Source organism: Maribacter aurantiacus (assembly GCF_005780245.1).
GTDB classification, from domain to species: domain Bacteria; phylum Bacteroidota; class Bacteroidia; order Flavobacteriales; family Flavobacteriaceae; genus Maribacter; species Maribacter flavus.
The window spans coordinates 192,438-213,097 of sequence record NZ_VBUK01000002.1 but is presented as its reverse complement, the minus strand read 5'-3'; the positions used below and the strand labels follow the sequence as shown (position 1 = coordinate 213,097).

Here is a 20,660-nt window from a genome sequence, read left to right as displayed (position 1 = left end):
ATACAATATAAAAGCTATTTTTGGATAAAAACCGAAGATATGAAAGACGTAATGTCACGTTTTTTGGATTATGTGAAGATAGACACCCAAAGCGACCCAAACTCCAAATCCACTCCAAGCACCCAAAAACAATGGGACCTGGCACACAAACTTGTAAGTGAATTAAAGGAAATTGGGATGACCGATGTATACATCGATGAAAGGGCCTACATCATGGCGACACTTCCCAGCAACCTGGATTACGAGATACCCATCATTGGCTTTATATCCCATTTTGACACTTCGCCTGATTTTTCAGGGACACATGTAAACCCACAGATCATCAAGGAGTATGATGGTAAAGATATTGTGCTGAATCCTGAAAAGGGCATTGTGCTTTCCCCGGATTATTTTGATGATTTACTCCAATACAAAGGACAGACGCTCATCACTACCGATGGAACTACGCTGCTTGGTGCCGATGACAAGGCGGGAATCGCCGAAATCATAACGGCCATGGAATATCTTATCAACCATCCGGAGATAAAACATGGAACGATAAAAGTTGGGTTTACCCCAGATGAGGAAATTGGCCGGGGCGCCCATTATTTTGATGTGGAAAAATTTGGTGCTGACTGGGCCTACACCATGGACGGGAGCCAAATAGGGGAACTGGAATACGAAAACTTTAACGCCGCAAGTGCAAAAATCAGTGTCGCGGGAAAAAGTGTCCATCCCGGCTATTCCAAGAACAAAATGGTCAATGCATTGCTCATCGCCAATAAAATCATTTCCATGCTACCCGAAGCGGAGGTTCCCGAAAAGACTTCGGGAAGGGAAGGATTTTTTCATGTGCACCACGTGCAGGGTGAAATTGAACATGCGGAGATCCAATTGATAATTCGGGATCATTCCAAATCCCGTTTTGAGAAAAGGAAACAACTTCTGCAGGATATCGTTTCACAACTCAATGCCGTCAATAAAGATGCCATTGCTTTGGAAATCAAGGACCAATATTTCAATATGAAGGAAAAAATAGAACCCGTTTTTCATATTGTTGAAATTGCCAAGGAGGCCATGGAATCCGTTGGCATAACGCCAATTATTAAACCGATCCGTGGCGGTACGGATGGTTCCCAACTGAGCTTTATGGGCCTACCTTGCCCCAACATTTTTGCCGGGGGACATAATTTTCACGGCAAGTACGAGTATGTTCCGGTGGAAAGTATGGAGAAGGCCGTGGCCGTAATTGTTAAAATTTGCGAACTTACAGCTACCAAAAGTTGAGATCATGGAAATATCGGAAAAACTGGATGTATTCTTTTCAGAGGAACATATTTTTAATTCGGCCGTTTTACGATTAAGGAGCCTAATTTTGGAATCGGGATTGGAAGAAACCTACAAATGGAGTTTTCCTACCTACACCTTGGATAACAAGAATGTAGTGGCCATTGGGAAATTTAAAAATCATTTTGCTATTTGGTTCTTTAATGGCGGTCTCCTCAAAGACCCCTATAATCTTCTGGAGAATGTCCAAGAAGGGAAGACCAAGGCCATGCGCCATTGGAAATTTAATGGTGAGGACGAAATAGATGCCGAAAAGATCAAAGAATATATTGACGCAGCTATTGCAAATCAGAAAAAAGGAATTGAGATAACACCCATAAAAAAGAAACAAACCGCCGAACTCATTTTACCGGAATTACTTCAAAAGGCGCTGAACAACAACCCTGAAGCAAAAAAAGCCTTTGACTCCCTTTCACAGACAAAACAGCGGGATTATGCTTTGTATATAAATGAGGCCAAAATGGAAAAGACGAAAATTTCCAGATTGGCCAAAATTCTTCCTATGATTTCAGTCGGCAAGGGTCTTAACGACCAATATCGTTAACCATTCACCACCAAGGAATTAGATCATGGGCAGTTTCCAACCATTTTGATAGTTGGCCATCAAGTATTGATTCGCTTCCTCGTTCTTGAACTTACCGGATGAATCGTCCCAATAAATTCGGTTACCTGTTTTAAAGGCCGCGTTACCCATGTGAGACACCAAAGCGGCATCATAGCCTACCTTGATCGGTGCAGTTAGCTTGGAAGCATCCCTACTCTTTACGGCCTCCATAAAGTTTTGGGTGTGTAGGTCCAACCCGCTTTGACCGCCATTATCGAACTTCATGGCTTCCATTTTAGGAATACCATCCTTGCCCCAACCTTGGAACTCCGTTTCGGGAATCACTTCCCAACCTTGCCTGTCCAACACCAAGGTCCCATTGTTTCCAATAAATGCGATTCCGTGGTTCCTTCCATAGTTACCTCCATCTATCCCTGTGGCATGTTCCCATAAAATCGAGAATCCATCGTACTCATAAACTGTTTGTAGGGTATCGGGAGTTTCAGAGGCATCATCCGGATAGGCAAACTTCCCTCCCAAAGCCATTACGGACTTAGGTGTGCTGGCCTTCATTCCGTACAAGGCATAATCGATCAGGTGTACGCCCCAGTCCGTCATAAGGCCACCTGCGTAATCCCAGAACCATCTAAAATTGAAGTGGAAACGATTTGGATTGAAGGGCCTTTGGGTGGCGGGCCCCAACCACATATCATAGTCAACCCCTGCAGGAGCGGTACCATCCGGTACAATCGGCACGGGTTTCATCCAACCTTGATAGGCCCAGGCCTTTGCCAACCTGATTTCGCCCAATTTACCGGAATGCACAAAATCAATGGCATCCACAAAATGGGGCTGGCTACGCTGCCATTGCCCTATTTGGACCATGCGATCGCTGGCCCCAACATAGTTTAACATGATATTCGCCTCCTGAACGGAATTGGCAATGGGCTTTTCACAATAGACATCCTTACCTGCCTGTAATGCATCGGTCAATTGCAAACAATGCCAATGGTCCGGCGTTCCAATAATTACCACATCAATATCCTTATTTTCCAACAGTTTTCTATAGTCCTTGTACCATTTGGGCTTTTTGATACCGGCCTTTTCCAAATCGGCAGTACGCTTTTGCAATACGGTTTCATCTACATCGCATAGACCAATAACATTGATGTCGCTCATTTTAAGAAACGACGAAAGGTCCGAAAACCCCATACCATTGCAACCTATGAGCCCCACATTTACGGTGTCATTGGGACCAACTTTCTTTCTCATGGCCGCCAAAAGCTCCATGGGAAACATAAATGTAGCTCCTGATACGAGCAAACCTGCTGTACTCTTTTTAATAAATTCTCTTCTATTACCAAACATGTCCTTTTATTTTGTTGCTTGAATATAGGAATTTTAAACAAAAAAAAGCACCAATTTTTCTTTGGTGCTTTTCAATTTATTCATGAGGTAAGGTTATTTCTTTTCGGGAGCATTTAGCTTTTTGCTCATTTCCATAGAAATGGCAGACCTGTCGAATTTAAGCTTTCCGGCCATTGTTTCCAAAATGCAGGAAAAATCCTTATCGTTCAATTCAACGACCTTACCGTGCAATCCGCTCTTTGTAATTACCCTATCTCCACGTTTTAACTCCGCAGCAAATTTCTTCTCGTCCTTTTGTCTCTTCATTTGTGGTCTTATCATGAAAAAATAAGCTACCACAAAAATCAAAATCATTGGAAGAAACTGTCCAATATCACCCATATAAATATTCTTAATTTATGTAATCCAATTTATTTTACTGGTCCAAGCGGAGCGGCCCCTTTTGGATTCACAAAAGCCTTTATCCTTAAAAGTTCAGAACCTTTTTCTGTATTTGCAGTAACCGTAATGGTTTTTGTTACTTGGTTTTGTCCTGACCCGTTGAACTTGACGACCAATTCACTGGACTCTCCCGGTGCAATTGGATCTTTTGGTGGGTTTGGCACTGTACAGCCGCAGCTACTCTTTGCATCAGTAATGATTAGGGGGGCGTTACCTGTATTGGTGAATTTAAAGGAAGTCTCCTGAGGCGTTCCTTGTTCAATGGTACCAAAATCATGTTCGGCCTTTTCAAAAGTCATAACCGGAACTGCCTTGGCGGCCTCGTCCCTAACAGCGGCTTCGGCCACATTATCGGATTTAATTTTACTGGAAGCATTTTCCTTACATGAAGTGAATGCGAACATCGCAACTACGCCAGCGGCAAAAACTACTTTTTTCATTATTGATTTTTTTTAGATTGAAACAAAATTAGAAAATATTTTTTTATAACAGACCACGGCCCATTTTATTAAGCTTTCCTTCTTTTTTATATTCTTTCACGAGCTTGTCCAAAATACCATTTATGAAAATGCTACTTTTTGGGGTGGAATACTCCTTTGCTATTTCCAAATACTCATTAATGGTGACACGCTCCGGAATGGAAGGAAAATTGAGCAGTTCGCAAATGGCCATCTTCAATAATATCGAATCGACATCTGCAATACGGTCTTTATCCCAGTTTGGGGTCTTGCCCTCGATTTCCTTTTCCAACACCTCGTTTTTCAACAACGTCTTTTTCAGTAATTTATTGGCAAAGTCCATATCCTCCTGATCCTTTAACAGTTTGGGAAGAAAGAATTTAGGGTTTTGGTTAGGTTTTACCTTTTTAAATTGTTTCACCAAGAAGGTATTTACAATGGGCAAATCGTCAACCCAAGTTAGTTTATTGTCCTCAAAATAATCGTAAATCTTGTCGTTGGGTGCGACCACCTCCTTGAATAAAGAAATTATAAAGTCTTTGTCCTGATCATAGCTTCCATCCGGTTTTGCCATGTATTCCTTATAGATTTCGCTCTCAATGATGGATTTATAAATAAGCCTAACATATTCCTCGTTCAAGTACCAATTGTCCAATTTCCTTTTGGAAAGCTCCTCTTTGACCAAGACGTTATCCTTGATCTGAAGCAGCAATCCGTTGTTTACGAACTTTGACTTGTTGGGAAACTTATTATCTGTTTCATCGGAAAGATACTTTTTTGAGGAGAGGTTCAATTGTTCCGAAGCTTTTTGTTGAATCTCGATTAAAAGACTTAGCCAAAGCAGATAAAGTGTGTAGGTATTCTCTATGCTTACCGCTAAAAATTTCTCCTGTTTTTGAAGTGAATCATCCTTGGATTGGATAAGGGCGTAAATGCACTGCATCACTTTTACCCTAATATGCCTTCTTGTAAGCATGTAAAGAACTTTTGTATTGATGAATAATTTCTGGGCAAAAGTACGGATCTATTTAAGTCGCAACCAAACCATTTGAAGCTAATTTTACAACTTTCCTTTTCCTAAATTCCAATGCAATACCTAGATTCTGTCAATTGGGATGCCCTTTAATTAAATACTAGCCCAACTTAGGAATTATATAACAGTTGAATCGTGGTCAAAAAACCTATCTTTGAAAACTTAAAACTACGACCCAAACACTTCATGAAGGAACTTAGGCACCTCAACAAATACTTTAAAAAATACTGGCTTAAACTCTTCGTGGGGATTCTTATCACCATCATCGCAAGGGTATTTCAATTGGTGATGCCTTCCTATGTGAACAAGATAATTACCGTGGTAGAGCAGTTTTTGGACGCTAAACTCCCCAAAACGGAGGCCACCTCCTTGCTTTTGGAGTATATCTTAATAATCGTGGGCGCCGCTCTTTTATCCGGTTTTTTCACGTTTTTAATGCGGCAAACCATCATCAACGTATCCCGTTATATAGAATTTGACCTTAAAAATGAGATTTTTGACCATTACCAAAAGCTAAGCCTCAACTTTTATAAAAAGAACAGGACCGGTGATTTGATGAACCGTATCAGCGAAGATGTAAATCAGGTTCGCATGTATGCAGGACCCGCTATCATGTATGGTATTCAGACGCTAACGCTGTTCGTATGCCTGGTACCACTCATGTTCATTAAGGCACCTACCCTGGCGGCCTACACACTACTACCGCTACCCATATTGTCCGTACTTATTTATAAAATCAGTAAGGTAATCCACAAAAGAAGCACCATTGTTCAGCAATATCTATCCAGCCTCTCCACATTTACCCAAGAGACGTTTTCAGGGGTTTCCGTCATAAAGGCCTATACCTTGGAGCCACAGACCAATCAAGAATTAAAGGTCCTGGCTAACGAGGGCAAGGACAAAAGTATGAGCTTGGCACGTGTCAACGCATGGTTCTTTCCGCTAATGATTCTGCTAATTGGCATAAGCAATATTCTTGTTATATATATAGGTGGTGTACAGTATTTGAACGGGAAAATTGGTGTAGGACTTATTGCTGAATTCATTCTTTACGTCAATATGCTTACGTGGCCAGTGGCCATCGTGGGATGGCTTACATCCATTGTGCAAACTGCCGAAGCCAGTCAGAAAAGAATCAACGAGTTTTTGAACCAAAAATCCGAATTGAAAAATGGAAGTCTGGAACTCAAAAATGTTGCAGGCAAAATAGAGTTCAAGGATGTCAGTTTTACGTACGAGGATACCGAAATCAATGCCTTGAAGCAAGTATCTTTTACTATAAATCCAGGAGAAACCATTGCAATTTTAGGTAAAACAGGCTCCGGAAAATCTACAATTTTGGATTTGGTAGCCCGATTATACGATGTCTCATCCGGGGAAATACAAATAGACGGGAAGCCTATCCAAGTCTATGACACTACCAGTTTAAGACAGGCGATCGGTGCCGTTCCCCAAGATGCCTTTTTGTTTTCCGATAGCATCAAGAACAACATCAAATTCGGAAGAGTGGACGCAACGGACGAGGAAATCATTTCCATTGCAAAGGATGCGGTCGTACATGAGAACATCATGGGGTTTTCCAAAAAATATGATACAGTTTTGGGGGAACGGGGAATCACTTTGAGCGGTGGCCAAAAGCAACGGGTTTCCATAGCAAGGGCCCTATTGAAAAACCCAAAGATTTATTTGTTCGATGATTGCCTTTCGGCCGTGGATACTGAAACGGAGGAAGAAATCCTCACCAACCTGAAAAAAGTTTCCAAGGAAAAGACTACCCTAATTGTAAGTCACAGGGTTTCATCTGCAAAGAACGCCGATAAAATCTTGGTCTTGGATGATGGCAGGCTGGTTCAAGAAGGAACGCATGACGAATTAAACGCGGTACATGGCTATTACCAAGAGCTTTATAAGAACCAGCTATCGGATAAAGAAAACTAAAATTTTGTTGCCGAATAACTATTTTTTTTCCATTTTTGATAGACTAACCATAGAATATAATTAGGAAATGAGCGAAAGAGATTTAATGGATCAAGAGGAAATTCACTCTAAAGTTTTAAGAGCAGGTAGAAGAACGTACTTTTTTGATGTACGAAGCACGAAAGCCGGCGACTATTATCTAACGATTACGGAAAGTAAGAAATTTACACATGACGATGGTTCCTTCCACTACAAGAAACACAAGATTTACCTGTACAAAGAAGATTTTGAAGCCTTTAAGGAAAATGTCGAGGAAATGATGGATTTTATCATCGATGAAAAGGGACAGGAGGTTATCTCTGAAAGACATCAAAAGGATTTTAAGAAGGAGGATGAGGAAACAAGTACTGCCAACGATTCAAGTTCAAGTGGCAGTTTTACGGATGTAAGTTTTGACGACATTTAAACACTTCTTCAGAAAAATAAATACGACCCTTATTAAGGGTCGTATTTATTTTAGTTCGTTTTCCAAAAACATTTAAGCGAACTTAACCAGTATCCTGTTCAGTAAAAAAATTCCTCCTACGATCAAAAGACCAAGTTTTACATTCACCAAAAAGGAAATAACCAAAAATAAAACTAGGAAATAGACCGTAAAGCCCACTTGCGCCGTTGCGTAACGCAAAGTAGCGGTAAACTCGGCCTCCCATACCTTAGGTTTCATAATGAATTTCCATAAAAGCCATATAGGGAAATTAATAAGGGCAATTAGCACCTTGAAGATATTGAGCCCTCGTTTCGAAATTGAAGTTTGACCGCATGGTATTACTGTTAATTCAAATTTTGAAACTTCTTGATTGACCTTCTTGGGCCTCAAAAAGGATATTTTTTTACTTGCCAAATATTCCAGAATCGTATCATAATCCTCTTCGGATGCAATATGTGTGGTAAGTTTTTTTAGGGCATTTGAAACGGCAGATTTTGTCCTTTTTTCGGATTTCTGGATATCCGCTTCTTCGTATAAGGACCTGGCGCTAATGGACGTTCCATAATAAACCGCTACGGAATCCGGAAAACCGGTCGCATCCAAATAATTCAGACCCACGGGAACAATCTGCAAATCGATTTCCGGATGCTGTTGTAAGGCCCTAAAAACAATTCTTGTGAATCCCTTGCTCAGGGGCCGAACCCTTCTTTTAAGGTTATGGTTTGCTTCCGGGAACATTACCAGTGCCTTTCCCTGCCCCAAAATTTGGGAACATTTGTCAAAGACTTCATCGTTTTTACTCAGGGAACTCCTGCCGTCACGGATTCGGTACACAGGAATCATTTGAAAGAACTTGAATATTTTATTCAACAAGGGCTTTCCAAATACATCCGCACGAGTCAAAAAATAGGGTTTCCGATTACAGTCCACCGCAATCAACAAAACATCCATAAGGGCACTTTGATGATTGGGCAGAAACATGACCGGTTTGTCCAAGGGTACATTTTCAAGACCAAAAACTACTATTTTTTTATGATATGAATGAAGGCCGGTTTTTATATAGACCTTTACCAAATTATAAAGAAGGTTCTTCATGCAAGTTTTTATCTTTTATGGGTCTCATGTTCCAGAAAGTGGCCAGGAGCAAACCGGAAACCATATGCCAAATTCCCCAAAAAGCCGCTAAAATAGCCATCCCGCCCAAACCTTCAAAAAAAGTGAATATCAACAGTAATCCAAGCCCTGAATTCTGAATTCCGGTTTCGATAGTAATAGACCTTGTATTTTGAGTGTCCAAATTAAAGGCCTTCGCAATGCCATATCCTCCCATAAAAGCCAGTAAATTGTGGAGCAGCACAAGCCAAAAAATGTAAAGAACATACTCTAAAAAGACATCAATATTATTGAACAAGGCCAAGAAGACCAAAAAAATAAAGAACACAAGGGAAAATACCTTAAAAAATTTGGCCATACGTAACGCAAGGAGCGGTTTCCAATGATTCAGACCCATACCAAGGAGTAAGGGAATACCCAATAAAAAGGCCACCAGTTTGACCATTTCAAAAGGTGCTATCGCCACGGAATTGAGTATGGAAGAAGTAGGTCCATATAAAGAACCCCAAAATTCCAAATTGAGAGGTGTCATGATTATGGCCAATAGCGTAGCGATGGCCGTAAGACAAACCGATAATGCCGTATTGCCGCCTCCTAAATGGGTAATGTAGTTGGAAATATTACCTCCTGGGCAAGCCGCGACCATAAACATGCCCAAAGCCACACTTGGGTACGGTTTTAAAAGGAAAACCAATAAAAACGTAATTATTGGCAAAAGAAGGAACTGACTTGCAACCCCTACGAATACAGGCTTGGGATTCACCCATAATTGTCTAAAGTCCTTTAACGATATTTCAAGAGCAATCCCAAACATCACCAAGGCCAACACAATGTTCATGAGCCAAAGGGCCTCATTATCGAAATTTATTTGGACACTATCCAGTGTAGCTTCTGTCAAGTAATAAAGATTAAAATCAATCCGCTTAGCGGACAAGACAGCAATATACTAAAATAGCGTTAAAAAGCTAGATTTCCCTTTTTAAGGATATATCTATTGAATCCTGAGCTTTTCTATCATTTCCCTAGAAACATTTCCCGCATAAACGCCATAGGCATCTACCAAGAGTCCTTTTCCTCCGTTGCTGGTTTCTATAGCATAAAGAATGGTGCTATCGTCTGGATTGGTCTCACCCTCAAATCTATAGTATTTGACAACATTGAGGTCCACAGCCTTGTGGATTCTCTTTTTTGCCTTATTCTCTATACCGGCATCGCAAAGATTAAAGTCCTCCGTATACCCCTCCTTTTTTAAGTCATTTATGGCTTCTGATAGTGATATATATGATTTTTCCATGTGCTGATTTTAAGTTTCTATAAGTTACCAATAGAATATGCCATTCGCAACATTTTAAGATTTTATAACTTTGAAAAAAAGTTTGTCATGGCCAGAACACCAAGTAATATGTTGAAATTAGGCACAAAAGCCCCTGAATTTAGTCTTTTGGATACCGTATCGGGAGAAACGAAAAGTCTTGAACAACTGAAAGGTGAAAAAGGAACCGTAATCATGTTCATCTGTAACCATTGTCCCTTTGTAATCCATGTAAATCCAAAAATAACAGAGCTTGCCAAAGACTATCAAAGAAAAGGAATTGGGTTTATCGCCATTTCAAGTAATGATATAAAAAATTATCCGCAGGATGCGCCGGAACTTATGACGGTAAAGGCCAAGGAAGAAGGCTATCCTTTTCCCTATTTGTACGATGAAACCCAAGATGTCGCCAAATCCTTTGACGCTGCCTGTACACCCGACTTTTATTTGTTCGACCAGGATTTATCACTGGTATATAGAGGACAATTGGACGATTCCAGGCCAGAGAATGGCGTTCCTCTTACTGGAAAAGACTTATCCAATGCTATGGATGCTGTCATTAACGGAACCAAAGTGGACGAACTTCAAAAACCCAGTATTGGATGTAACATTAAATGGAAGGTGAACTGATTGTCCAATTTTGTGTTTCATTTAAATTCGTATGCACATAACAGATAGCCTAAAGTTTGTTGAGCTGGTCCCTAATCTCTACCAAACGTATATACAAATAGGTACGCGGGCCTATAACCAACATTACCGACATTTATGGCCAAACGGGGACACATCGACCTATATTCAATATAGTTTCACCAAACCGGTGTTGGACAAAGAGGAATTGGATACGAATACCCAATTATACCTGATTCAGTTGGAAGACACTTATGTAGGTATTTTAAAAATTACCTTTGATAAAAAAATGATGACCTATATAGAATCCGATGCGCTTTATTTGGATAAAATCTATATTCTTAAGGAGTATTCGGGCAAAGGTATAGGCGCTAAATGCATTCAATTTATCGTTGGAATCGCCAAAAAACTTTCTAAAAAAGCCATATTCCTGGAATCCATGCAAAAAGGCCCAGCACTTTCGTTTTACCTTGCCAATAATTTCACCATTGTCTCCAATAGCCAAGTACCCTTTGAGAATGTGATTGAAGAGGAAAAACCCATGTACGTTTTAATGAAAGGTATCTAAATTACCATCCCTTTCTAACTATCAAATTCTGGATATGGGCTAAATGATGGTTTCCATGCCAGGCATACTTTCCGATGTTCTGGGCAACGGTGACTTTTACGTTGCCATCAGGATGAAGGTAAAAACTCTCGTATTGGGCTTCATCCAATCCTTTTAAGAGATAAACCAGTTTGGCGTGCAAGGCGTCCAAATAGCTCAGGGAAAGTGATACCGGAGCTGTTTTGGCATCGAACAGATTGCTCCAGGATTTTTCTTCGTAGGCCTTTATTAAAGGTGCGTCTTCGGATAGCGCCCATTTAAATCGGGTGTAGCTATGGTGATGGCTATCGGCGATATGATGGACCAATTGTCTTACTGTCCACCCTTGGGGCCTATAGGACGTATCCAACTGCTCCTCATGTAAGGGAGTCACCAAGGCCCGGAGCTTTTGGGGTAGAATTTCCAGTTCCTTGATCCAAGAATCCCTAAGTTCCTTGGAAATGGTTTTAGGACAAGTAAAATGTCCTATGGGATAGCGCAGTTCTTCTAAGTTTTCCATGACATAAATGTAGAAAACATAAACGCAGACCACATAAAAATTCTCAAAAAATGTAGTTCTGATTTGAACGCCCTTCCCACGCCTTCTTTGTAAAAGGAGGCAGTAAATTTTCCATCTATCTCGTACAACAAAAATTTAATAGAGTTTTAACCATAAATCCCTACTCAACCATTATTAATCTAGTAATTTTATAGAGTAATTAAAAATGATATAAAATGGCAGCAATACGTTTAGGTGACAAAGCACCTGATTTTACAGCAGATAGTTCCATGGGAACTATAAACCTTTATGACTATTTAGGGGATAGTTGGGGAATCCTTTTTTCACATCCTGCAGATTTTACACCTGTATGTACCACTGAATTGGGTACTGCAGCAAATTTTAAACCTGAGTTCGATAAACGCAACGTAAAAATGCTAGCGTTAAGTGTGGATGGGGCCGCTTCCCATAACGAGTGGATAAAGGATATCAATGAGGTTCAAAATACAACGGTCAATTTTCCGATTATAGCGGACGAGGACAAAAAAGTTTCAACACTCTATGATATGATACACCCTAATGCCGACAATAATCTTACAGTACGGTCCGTATTTATTATAGCTCCGGACAAAACCGTTAAACTTACCTTGACCTATCCGGCATCAACGGGAAGAAATTTTTATGAATTGTTGCGAGTCGTCGACTCTTTACAACTTACAGCCTACCATAAAGTAGCAACACCTGCCAATTGGGAACATGGGAATGACGTGGTGGTGAGTCCGGCAATTCCTACCGAAGAGGCCAAAGGAATGTTCACCAAAGGGGTGGAAGAAATCAAACCCTACCTAAGGATGACTCCAGACCCAACGACATAATTATCCTAAATTATGTGACCTTGACTTAGAAGTTAAAAAAAGATAATGATAAGATAACTTGGTAAAAAGCTATCTGATAAATAATTAAACGCTATCTTCGCGCTTTAATTAAATTAATTTTTCTATTATGAGTAAAGGAACAGTAAAATTCTTCAACGATTCCAAAGGTTATGGTTTCATCACTGAAGATGGTTCAAACACAGATCATTTTGTACACATTTCTGGCTTAATCGATGAAGTTCGTGAAGGTGATGTTGTAGAATTTGAACTACAACAAGGTAAAAAAGGATTGAATGCCGTTAATGTGAAAGTTATTGACTAGGTTACAAATTATCTTTTTTATAGTTCTAAAAAGCCCGAACCATTTGTTCGGGCTTTTATTTTTTTTGATATAAACACGCAACCATTCTACATATTTGAGTCTATAGATAAAGCATCTCAGTTTCCCCACTTTAAAAACTGACCTATGAATACTTTTCTTGGAGTTCTTCTCGTTTTGATTTTTGTAAATATTGCCATGTTGGCAACTAGCCTGCGAAGGAAAAAAAATTAAAATTCCCTGATTTTTACGTAGGGTTTTGAAAACGCAAATTGTTGTTCAATTGATAATGAATACTATTTGTTGAACTTTTGACCCCTAATGTTACATGAAAACATTTCTGGCAATAATATTTCTTTTGATATTGTTCAATGCTATTTTGCTGATATCAAGTTATCTAAGGACAAAATAAGAACACCCCGGAGATTCCGAGGTGTTTTTTGTTTTTAGTCCGATTTTTAATTTATCCGACCTTCATCAACTCCACATCAAAAATCAAGGTTGCATCCGGAGGTATGACACCCCCTGCACCGGCACTTCCATAGGCCAAATCCGATGGTATAACAAAACGAGCCTTGTCACCAACGCGCAGTAAGCCGATACCTTCATCCCAACCTGGGATTACCTGACCTACTCCCAATTGAAAATCTATGGGCGAATTTCTCTTGTACGATGAATCGAACACTTGCCCGTCTACCAAAGCCCCTTCATAATGTACGGATACCTTCTTCCCTTTTTCAGCCTTTGGCCCGTCTCCATTTTGTATCAACTTGTACCTCAAACCGGAGTCGGTTTCATCAAAGCCAGCGGCAATTTTGTCCAATGCAGCCTTTTGGGCGGCTTTTGCAGCTGCCAGACGCTCCACTTTTGTAGTTTCAAATTTTTCAAATGCCTCCACGGCATTCCATACCTTTGCCTTTTCTCCTACTCTTACAATCTCCACGGAATCCATGGTATCCCCTTGTGAAATGGCATCCACTACTTCCTGTCCACTGGCAACATGACCAAAAACGGTATGTTTGCCATCCAACCACGGCGTTGGAACATGTGTTATAAAGAATTGGCTGCCATTGGTGCCGGGTCCGGCATTGGCCATGGAAAGTACTCCTGGGCCATTATGTTTCAATTCTGGATGGAACTCGTCATCGAACTTATATCCGGCATCACCGGTTCCGGTTCCCAAAGGGCACCCACCCTGAATCATAAAATCTGGGATTACCCTATGGAATTTTAAACCATCATAGTAAGGTTCGCCCAAATCTTTCACCTTGTTTTTCTTCTTACCTTCGGCCAAGGCTACAAAATTCCCTACGGTACCGGGTGTTTTGTCATAGGTCAACTTTACCAATATTTCACCTTTTGTGGTATTGAATTTTGCGTATAATCCGTCTTCCATTTTACTAGTTTTTAATGAGGTGCAAAGGTAGTTAAAAGTATATATTGGAGCCTAGTTCCCTAATCCAACTTTCCATTAGGGATTTAGACCATGGGTATCAACGAGATAAACCAAACTTGCCATGGTGGCGGCACCAAGCTCCAATTCCCGTTTGTTGACTTGTTCAAACGTATCGTTTTCCGCGTGGTGGTAATCGAAATATCGTTGGGAATCGGGTCTAAGGCCTGCAAGTGTTATTCGTTCATTTTTCAAGGGGCCAATATCCGCCCCGCTTCCGCCCTTTTCAAACAAATGGACCAAATAGGGCTCAAAGAGGTCCTTCCAGCCCATGATTTTTTCAAAACTGGAGTCGGGACCATCAAAGGAAAAGCCCCTTGGGGTAAATCCTCCGGCATCGCTCTCCAAACCAAAAATGTGATTTTCGTTCTTTTCCATCGCTACCTTTGCATATTCGTTTCCTCCACGTAGGCCATTTTCCTCGTTCATGAACAGCACGACCCGGATTGTCCGTTTTGGTTTATACCCTATCTGCTTAAATAGCTGAAGAACTTCCATGCTTTGTACGCAACCGGCGCCGTCGTCGTGCGAACCGTCGCCCAAATCCCAAGAATCCAAATGTCCCCCTACCACAATAATTTCATCCGGATGGGTGCTTCCTTTTATTTCACCTATGACATTGTAGGACTCCACATCTGGGAACAGTTTACAGTTCTGTTTGAAGAAAAATTTGGTCTTGGGGTCCAATTGTAACGTGGCGCTCAACAATTCGGCCGCATTCGTACTAATGGCGGCCGCTGGTATTCTTTTGTCCTCAGGCAAATCGCCATAGCTCATGGAGCCTGTATGAGGGTAATCATCCAATCTAAGGTTCATGGATCTGACTATTATACCTATTGCCCCATATTTAGCTGCTTCCATGGCGCCCGCATAGCGTTGGTCCACACACCCGGAATACGCTGCGAAGGTGTTTATCAATGTGGGATCCATGGGACGATTATAAAAAACGATCTTGCCCTTGATCTTAGACGCTCCCAAAACCGCCAATTCGTCAAGGCCCTTTACCTCAACAATTTCCGACTTAACGCCATTTGGAGGGGTTGCCACCGATCCGCCAAGTGCGGTAAGGGGAACGTTCGTAGTAACCCCCGGGGATGTTTCAAAATAGGCGAACTCCGGTATTCCCCGCACCCATTTTGGCACCATGACAGGCTGTAACCAAACCCTGTCCAATCCCAGTGAATCCAGTTCTTGCTTTGTATAATTGACAGCCTGTTGGGCCTGGATGGAACCGGACAGCCGCCCACCGATTTGATTGGAAAGATAATTCAGCCAATCGTAGGATTTCCCCTTGGTCAAAGCGGCATCGTAGATGTTTTTTAATTGTTCTTGGTCTGAAGGTTGCGACCATCCAATCTGTACAAAAAATAGGCAAAGAACACCTAACTTAATCGTTCTTTTCACTGCGAAGTTGGTTTTCATAGTCGTCTAAATTAGCCATTATTTCAGCTTCCAGTGTGGGCTCCTTGATATCTTTGTATTTTTTTAACCTTTCCAGCAAAATACTGGCTACGATCACCCTAGCGGCCTTTTTGCTGTCCGCAGGTATCGTATACCAAGGTGCGTGCTCTTTAGTGGTATTGTTTATGGCCTCTTCGTAACAATATTGGTACTTGTCCCATAATTTACGTTCCTTAAGGTCCCCCGGGGAAAACTTCCAATGTTTCTCTCTATGTGCCAATCTTCGCAACAATCGCTGACGCTGTTCCTCTTTGGAGAGGTGTAAAAAGAACTTGAAGATGATTGTGCCGTTTTCGTGTAGATGGCGTTCAAAATTATTAATCTGCTCAAACCTTTTGTCCCAAAACTTTTGGTCGATATCATCAACATTGTGGATACCGGGAATACGTTCATTGAGTATATATTCCGGATGGACCCTGGTGACAAGTACATTTTCATAATGTGTCCTATTGAATACCCCGAATTTTCCTTTGGCCGGTAATACCAAATAATGTCGCCATAAATAATTATGATCCAACTCCAATTCTGTGGGAACCTTAAAACTATGTACATGTACGCCCCTTACATTGAAATCCTTGAACACTTCCCTTACCAAACTATCCTTTCCAGCGGTATCCATTCCTTGAAGACAAATAAGTACACTATATTTGTTATGGGCATAAAGGATGTCCTGAAATTCGCCCAATTCCCTCCTGACCTTACTAAGATCTTTTTTTAATTGTTTATCGGTTTTTCCAAAGTCCTCAAAACTGGGAACTTTTGAAATTTGGATACTTTCATGTACCCTGTATTTTTCAGTATTTATATAATCCATGCCGAAATATAGAATATTAATCGGTGAAGTGGGAATCGGTTTTAAAAAAAAAGCCTGTTCTACCTAAAAACTGAACCAATGGACTATTGAACGAACAACTTAGCTCTCCTATCGAAAAAATAATGCTTTTGACAGCCTCCCGATGTACCTTTAACTTTGTAAAAGTCCCAAATTTTACGACCAAACTTAATCGAATGAACAAAACCTACACAATCCTCATACTTGTAGTATGCTTTATTTCCTTTAATTCCTTTGGTAATCTTAGGGAATGTGAATATGCCGGAGCCAATATCGAATTTGCCAAAACGCAAACGGAAAAGGCATTGGAAATCTCAGATATAAATCTTGTAAAGTACCATGTTTATAAGGCCATAAGTGCCATTCAAAAAACCGATAAAAAACTATCCAACTGTGGTTGCGAACACGCCCAAAAAGATTTGGCGAAAGGTGTTGAAAACCTAAAACTGGCAACAAAACAAGAAGAACTGTTCAAAGCCAAGGATCTACTATTAGTGTCTTTAGAGAGCATCATGAAAGGATTGAATGCCCTTTCAGAACATGAGTACCATATAGAACAAAAGCGGGAAACCTTGGCAAAGACACAATCCCAAAATTCTAAGGACAACCAGAACAATGCAGAAACGGAACAGTCCATTAGTCCTATTTATAAGGAAATTGACCAGTCCCTGGAAAAATACCGAAAATCGATTAATACTGTAGTGGAAACGATCAACTGCAAGGAGGCCAGTAGTTTTGCGCAAAACATCATCGAGCAATGTGAAAACCAGTTATTGATGGAAAACCTGACCGAAGGTAAAAAGTACTATTACCTTAGAACTAAGGAAATTACTGTAAATGCTTTGGAGAAGCTTCGCGATTGCTATGGAAGGTAAAACCTTCCATTACCTAAAAACTTGGATTTCGCACTGCTGTGAAACCTAAATTTATGTGAAAACAACCCAAGAAGATACTTAATATTGGCAAAATAGGAGCTCCAAACACTAAAAAACCGAACACAAAAAGTAGCGTAATCCGTGATTCGAACTAGTTGGATTATTTACTGGCAAAAAGTTTCACATCTTCTTCCGAAACTTCGGCACCACCCAGAATAATTAGCCTTTCTACAACGTTCCGTAGTTCACGGATATTTCCGGTCCAATCATAGGCCTTTAGAAGTTCGATGGCGTTTTTGGAAAAAGTCTTGCGCGACATACCTTGCTCGTCCGTAATTTTTTGAGAAAAATGCTCAATCAACAAGGGAATATCCTCCCTTCTATCATTTAGGCTAGGCACCTTGATCAAAATAACCGCTAGCCTGTGGTAAAGGTCTTCCCGAAACTTTCCTTCCTCAATTTCCTTTTGTAGATTTTTGTTGGTGGCCGCCAGGACCCTTACGTCCACTTTGATATCCTTATCCGTTCCTACCCTAGAAATCTTATTTTCCTGCAAGACCCTAAGAACCTTTGCCTGTGCGGAAAGGCTCATGTCCCCAATTTCATCAAGAAATATGGTTCCTTTGTTCGCAGCCTCGAATTTCCCCGCCCGATCCTTTACAGCAGAGGTAAATGCCCCTTTAACATGGCCAAAAAGTTCGCTCTCTATCAATTCAGATGGGATAGCGGCACAGTTCACCTCAATTAACGGCGCCTTGCTCCTGCTACTTTTTTCGTGTAGCCAGTGTGCCACAAGTTCCTTGCCCGTTCCATTGGAGCCGGTAATAAGCACGCGTGCATCGGTCGGGGCCACTTTTTCTATTATTTCCTTAATAGCGGAAATCTCTTGGCTCTCCCCTACCATCTCATAGTTTTTGCTGACTTTTTTCTTTAGAATCTTATTTTCGGCAACCAAATCCTTTCTATCCAAGGCATTTCTAACGGTGGTCAACAATCTGTTTAAATCGGGGGGTTTTGAAATATAATCGAAGGCGCCTAGGCGCATCGTATTCACGGCCGTATCCAAATCCCCATGACCGGAAATCATTATAAATGGAATTTCTGGTTTTATTTTTCGGGCGGACTCCAGGACTTCAACACCGTCCATTTTTGGCATCTTAATGTCGCAAAGTACTAGGTCATAGTCATTGTTTTTAATGGTTTCCAATCCTTTTAAACCGTCTTCGGCCTCCTCTACCATATAACTATCACTTTCTTCGGAGAGTATTTTTACCAATACCCTTCTAATGGCCGCTTCATCTTCAATCACTAAAATCCTTGACATACTACTAATTTTTAAATTCCTATTCTAAATCCGGTCCTAAAATACAATCCGGCATCATCGTTCAGTGTAAAAATATCCTTTCTATCGCTATCCCTAAGGGCTCCATTTTGAAAAAGTGAATACCCTCCAACCAAGTAAACGGACATATCCTTGGTTATCTTATACTGGTAACCCAATGTCAATAATAGTGCCGTATAGGAAACGTCCGTAGACAAAATATTATTTGATAACAGAATATTGTTCTGGATATTCACATAATAGCCATCAACGAACAGTTCTGTCTGAAAAAAATGGCCCTTGGGCGTAAAATATTTCATACCCGTTTTTGGCACTCCCAAAACATAGGACCAACTGGGGTGAAAACGTTTCTCATAATATAATACAGGCAAAGGTATCTGCACTGGCGAGTTTGAATTATAGGAAACCCCCAAAACCAAACGGAACGGTTTTTCTATCTTTTTTTTATCCTGATAGGCCCCTACCGTATAGTTTATGTTGAAATCGTCCTCCTGCAGCTCTTCCACAAAATTGGAGGACCACCTGGGGGTGACCACACCAACCATGCGCCATTCTTCCGATACTTTGTAGACATAGGCGAAATTCAAATCAAAGACATGTAGTTTTCTTAAGTCCCCGGCATTTGGAAATAGGGTGTCCGGCACTTCAAAATTATACCGATTGTACTCGCTTCCCAAAACGATAAAATCCTCTTTATTTCGTACCGGAATTGGAACGTTCGCCAATAATTTGACCCTGGCCGTCTCCACACCGCCGCTGTTCTCCGGCATTAGCATATACTCCGCCCGAAATACATCTGGTGTCTGACTCCAAAATGTCAAATGTACCATGATTCCTAAAAATAGGGCCCACTTATTTTTGCCCATCATTCCTTACTATCTAGTTGGACATTACTATGTTGAAAAGGGGTTTGCTGAAAAATATGTACATCCCTTTGAGGAAAGGGTATGGTCACGTTATTCTTTCTAAATGCCGCATCTATTTTGTAGCGCAATTCACTTTTTGTCCGTGGATCTGAAAAACTATCGCTGATGAAAAAGTTAAGGGAAAAAAGCAAGGCTGAATCCCCAAAATCCTCAAAAATAACGAAGGGTTTTGGACTTTTAAGTACACCTCTTTGCTCCTTTACCAGGCCCTCCAAAATACTAGTGACCAATTGGACATCGCTACCGTAGGCAACGCCAACTTTTACACTTTCCCTTGTCGTCTTGTGGTTTTGGGTATAGTTGAAAACGATATCACTAATAAAATGGTGGTTGGGAATGATGATGATTTTATCGTCCCTTGTAATGGCCCTAGTGGTTCGCAGTTTTATCTCAAAAACCTTACCTACTTTTCCATCCACCTCTATAATATCACCTACCCTAAGCGATTTATCCACAATAATAAAAATTCCCCCAATGATATCCTGAAAGAGTTCTTGCAAAGCAAGTCCCAAACCAACAAACAAGGCTGCAGAGGCTGTTATAAGTATGGTAATGTCTATTCCTGCGGCGCTCATGGTAAACAATATCACCACGATATAAACGACATACTTTATAAATTTGAAAATACTGATAAACTTCAGCTTATCATCGGTCTCCATTTTTCTGGTGAAAAACTTACGGACCCATTGCAATACAAAACTGGTAACCAAAAATGCTACTGTCAACAATAGCAGTAGACCAACAGTAACCTGAATTGATTTATCCCCGGAGGTATAATGAAACCCAAGGTCCAGAAATTCCTTTATGGAACCCCAGATATCCTCTTCAATAATCTCCTTAATTTTTTCTTTTTCCTCTTGGGCCAT

The 20,660-nt window shown here is 40.7% G+C and carries 23 protein-coding genes; 9 read left to right on the top strand and 14 right to left on the bottom strand.

Translation table 11 applies throughout. The features are described from left to right. Positions 1–39: 39 nt before the first annotated feature. Positions 40–1,266 carry a peptidase T gene (gene pepT / locus FEK29_RS06150; protein WP_138257546.1) on the top strand — a complete coding sequence of 409 codons (1,227 nt, stop codon included), beginning with the start codon at positions 40–42 and terminating at the stop codon, positions 1,264–1,266. A 4-nt stretch (positions 1,267–1,270) separates the two neighbouring features. Next, positions 1,271–1,870 carry a YdeI/OmpD-associated family protein gene (locus tag FEK29_RS06145; protein WP_138257545.1) on the top strand — a complete coding sequence of 200 codons (600 nt, stop codon included), beginning with the start codon at positions 1,271–1,273 and terminating at the stop codon, positions 1,868–1,870. 18 nt (positions 1,871–1,888) lie between these two features. On the opposite strand, the gene FEK29_RS06140 is transcribed toward FEK29_RS06145, so the two are convergent. The 4 genes from FEK29_RS06140 to nusB all read right to left on the bottom strand — a co-directional run bounded on the left by FEK29_RS06140 (position 1,889) and on the right by nusB (position 5,113). Continuing rightward, on the bottom strand, positions 1,889–3,238 hold the full coding sequence (locus tag FEK29_RS06140; protein WP_138257544.1) for a Gfo/Idh/MocA family protein: 1,350 nt from the start codon (positions 3,236–3,238) through the stop codon (positions 1,889–1,891). 93 nt (positions 3,239–3,331) lie between these two features. Beyond that, positions 3,332–3,619, bottom strand: coding sequence for a preprotein translocase subunit YajC (yajC, locus tag FEK29_RS06135; RefSeq protein ID WP_138257543.1), 288 nt, complete (start codon positions 3,617–3,619; stop codon positions 3,332–3,334). A 29-nt stretch (positions 3,620–3,648) separates the two neighbouring features. Beyond that, on the bottom strand, positions 3,649–4,119 hold the full coding sequence (locus tag FEK29_RS06130; protein WP_138257542.1) for a DUF1573 domain-containing protein: 471 nt from the start codon (positions 4,117–4,119) through the stop codon (positions 3,649–3,651). Between the two features lie 43 nt (positions 4,120–4,162). Then, the gene (nusB, locus tag FEK29_RS06125) at positions 4,163–5,113 is read right to left on the bottom strand and encodes a transcription antitermination factor NusB (RefSeq protein ID WP_138257541.1); all 951 of its coding nucleotides are present in this window, start codon (positions 5,111–5,113) and stop codon (positions 4,163–4,165) included. A 243-nt stretch (positions 5,114–5,356) separates the two neighbouring features. Between nusB and FEK29_RS06120 the strand changes: the two genes are divergently transcribed. Together FEK29_RS06120 and FEK29_RS06115 are read left to right on the top strand one after the other, a co-directional pair. Beyond that, positions 5,357–7,108 (top strand): ABC transporter ATP-binding protein, encoded by a 1,752-nt coding sequence (locus FEK29_RS06120; protein ID WP_138257540.1) that lies wholly within the window; start codon positions 5,357–5,359, stop codon positions 7,106–7,108. Between the two features lie 67 nt (positions 7,109–7,175). After that, entirely contained in the window at positions 7,176–7,553 is a 378-nt protein-coding gene (locus FEK29_RS06115; RefSeq protein ID WP_138257539.1) for a PUR family DNA/RNA-binding protein, read from the top strand. Positions 7,554–7,625: 72 nt separating this feature from the next. On the opposite strand, the gene FEK29_RS06110 is transcribed toward FEK29_RS06115, so the two are convergent. The 3 genes from FEK29_RS06110 to FEK29_RS06100 form a co-directional block, all read right to left on the bottom strand. Further along, a complete protein-coding gene (locus FEK29_RS06110; protein WP_138257538.1) occupies positions 7,626–8,669 on the bottom strand; it encodes a lysophospholipid acyltransferase family protein in 1,044 nt (347 codons plus the stop codon). Further along, the gene (locus FEK29_RS06105; protein WP_240042677.1) at positions 8,650–9,585 is read right to left on the bottom strand and encodes a bile acid:sodium symporter family protein; all 936 of its coding nucleotides are present in this window, start codon (positions 9,583–9,585) and stop codon (positions 8,650–8,652) included. The genes FEK29_RS06110 and FEK29_RS06105 overlap by 20 nt, the downstream gene beginning before the upstream one ends. A 93-nt stretch (positions 9,586–9,678) precedes the next feature. Further along, entirely contained in the window at positions 9,679–9,981 is a 303-nt protein-coding gene (locus FEK29_RS06100) for a phosphoribosylpyrophosphate synthetase (RefSeq protein WP_138257537.1), read from the bottom strand. Positions 9,982–10,068: 87 nt separating this feature from the next. Here FEK29_RS06100 and FEK29_RS06095 point away from each other — a divergent pair, with 87 nt between their 5' ends. Further along, positions 10,069–10,629 (top strand): thioredoxin family protein, encoded by a 561-nt coding sequence (locus tag FEK29_RS06095; RefSeq protein ID WP_138257536.1) that lies wholly within the window; start codon positions 10,069–10,071, stop codon positions 10,627–10,629. Between the two features lie 31 nt (positions 10,630–10,660). Then, positions 10,661–11,194, top strand: a complete 534-nt coding sequence (locus tag FEK29_RS06090; RefSeq protein WP_138257535.1) for a GNAT family N-acetyltransferase — start codon at positions 10,661–10,663, stop codon at positions 11,192–11,194. A 1-nt stretch (position 11,195) separates the two neighbouring features. Here the strand turns inward: FEK29_RS06090 and FEK29_RS06085 are convergent, their stop codons facing one another. After that, a complete protein-coding gene (locus FEK29_RS06085) occupies positions 11,196–11,732 on the bottom strand; it encodes a YfiT family bacillithiol transferase (protein ID WP_138257534.1) in 537 nt (178 codons plus the stop codon). A 215-nt stretch (positions 11,733–11,947) separates the two neighbouring features. Here FEK29_RS06085 and FEK29_RS06080 point away from each other — a divergent pair, with 215 nt between their 5' ends. Together FEK29_RS06080 and FEK29_RS06075 are read left to right on the top strand one after the other, a co-directional pair. Then, positions 11,948–12,586, top strand: a complete 639-nt coding sequence (locus FEK29_RS06080) for a peroxiredoxin (protein ID WP_138257533.1) — start codon at positions 11,948–11,950, stop codon at positions 12,584–12,586. A 127-nt stretch (positions 12,587–12,713) separates the two neighbouring features. Then, the gene (locus FEK29_RS06075; protein WP_138257532.1) at positions 12,714–12,908 is read left to right on the top strand and encodes a cold-shock protein; all 195 of its coding nucleotides are present in this window, start codon (positions 12,714–12,716) and stop codon (positions 12,906–12,908) included. Between the two features lie 460 nt (positions 12,909–13,368). Here the strand turns inward: FEK29_RS06075 and FEK29_RS06070 are convergent, their stop codons facing one another. The 3 genes from FEK29_RS06070 to FEK29_RS06060 all read right to left on the bottom strand — a co-directional run bounded on the left by FEK29_RS06070 (position 13,369) and on the right by FEK29_RS06060 (position 16,633). Further along, complete coding sequence (locus FEK29_RS06070; protein WP_138257531.1) at positions 13,369–14,301, bottom strand: peptidylprolyl isomerase; 933 nt, start codon at positions 14,299–14,301, stop codon at positions 13,369–13,371. A 75-nt stretch (positions 14,302–14,376) separates the two neighbouring features. Beyond that, positions 14,377–15,780: a M28 family peptidase gene (locus FEK29_RS06065; protein ID WP_138257530.1), complete on the bottom strand. Its 1,404-nt coding sequence runs from the start codon at positions 15,778–15,780 to the stop codon at positions 14,377–14,379. After that, entirely contained in the window at positions 15,746–16,633 is an 888-nt protein-coding gene (locus FEK29_RS06060) for a PPK2 family polyphosphate kinase (protein WP_138257529.1), read from the bottom strand. The genes FEK29_RS06065 and FEK29_RS06060 overlap by 35 nt, the downstream gene beginning before the upstream one ends. Before the next feature lie 194 nt (positions 16,634–16,827). On the opposite strand from FEK29_RS06060, the gene FEK29_RS06055 reads away from it, so the two are divergent. Beyond that, complete coding sequence (locus tag FEK29_RS06055) at positions 16,828–17,526, top strand: hypothetical protein (RefSeq protein WP_138257528.1); 699 nt, start codon at positions 16,828–16,830, stop codon at positions 17,524–17,526. Positions 17,527–17,686: 160 nt separating this feature from the next. Here FEK29_RS06055 and FEK29_RS06050 read toward each other — a convergent pair whose 3' ends face one another. Genes FEK29_RS06050 through FEK29_RS06040 form a run of 3 tightly spaced genes read right to left on the bottom strand, consistent with a single transcriptional unit; the run spans position 17,687 to position 20,660 of the window. After that, positions 17,687–18,850: a sigma-54-dependent transcriptional regulator gene (locus FEK29_RS06050; RefSeq protein WP_138257527.1), complete on the bottom strand. Its 1,164-nt coding sequence runs from the start codon at positions 18,848–18,850 to the stop codon at positions 17,687–17,689. Positions 18,851–18,861: 11 nt separating this feature from the next. After that, on the bottom strand, positions 18,862–19,737 hold the full coding sequence (locus tag FEK29_RS06045; RefSeq protein ID WP_138257526.1) for a DUF6268 family outer membrane beta-barrel protein: 876 nt from the start codon (positions 19,735–19,737) through the stop codon (positions 18,862–18,864). After that, complete coding sequence (locus FEK29_RS06040) at positions 19,734–20,660, bottom strand: mechanosensitive ion channel family protein (protein ID WP_138257525.1); 927 nt, start codon at positions 20,658–20,660, stop codon at positions 19,734–19,736. Before FEK29_RS06040 ends, FEK29_RS06045 begins: the two co-directional genes overlap by 4 nt.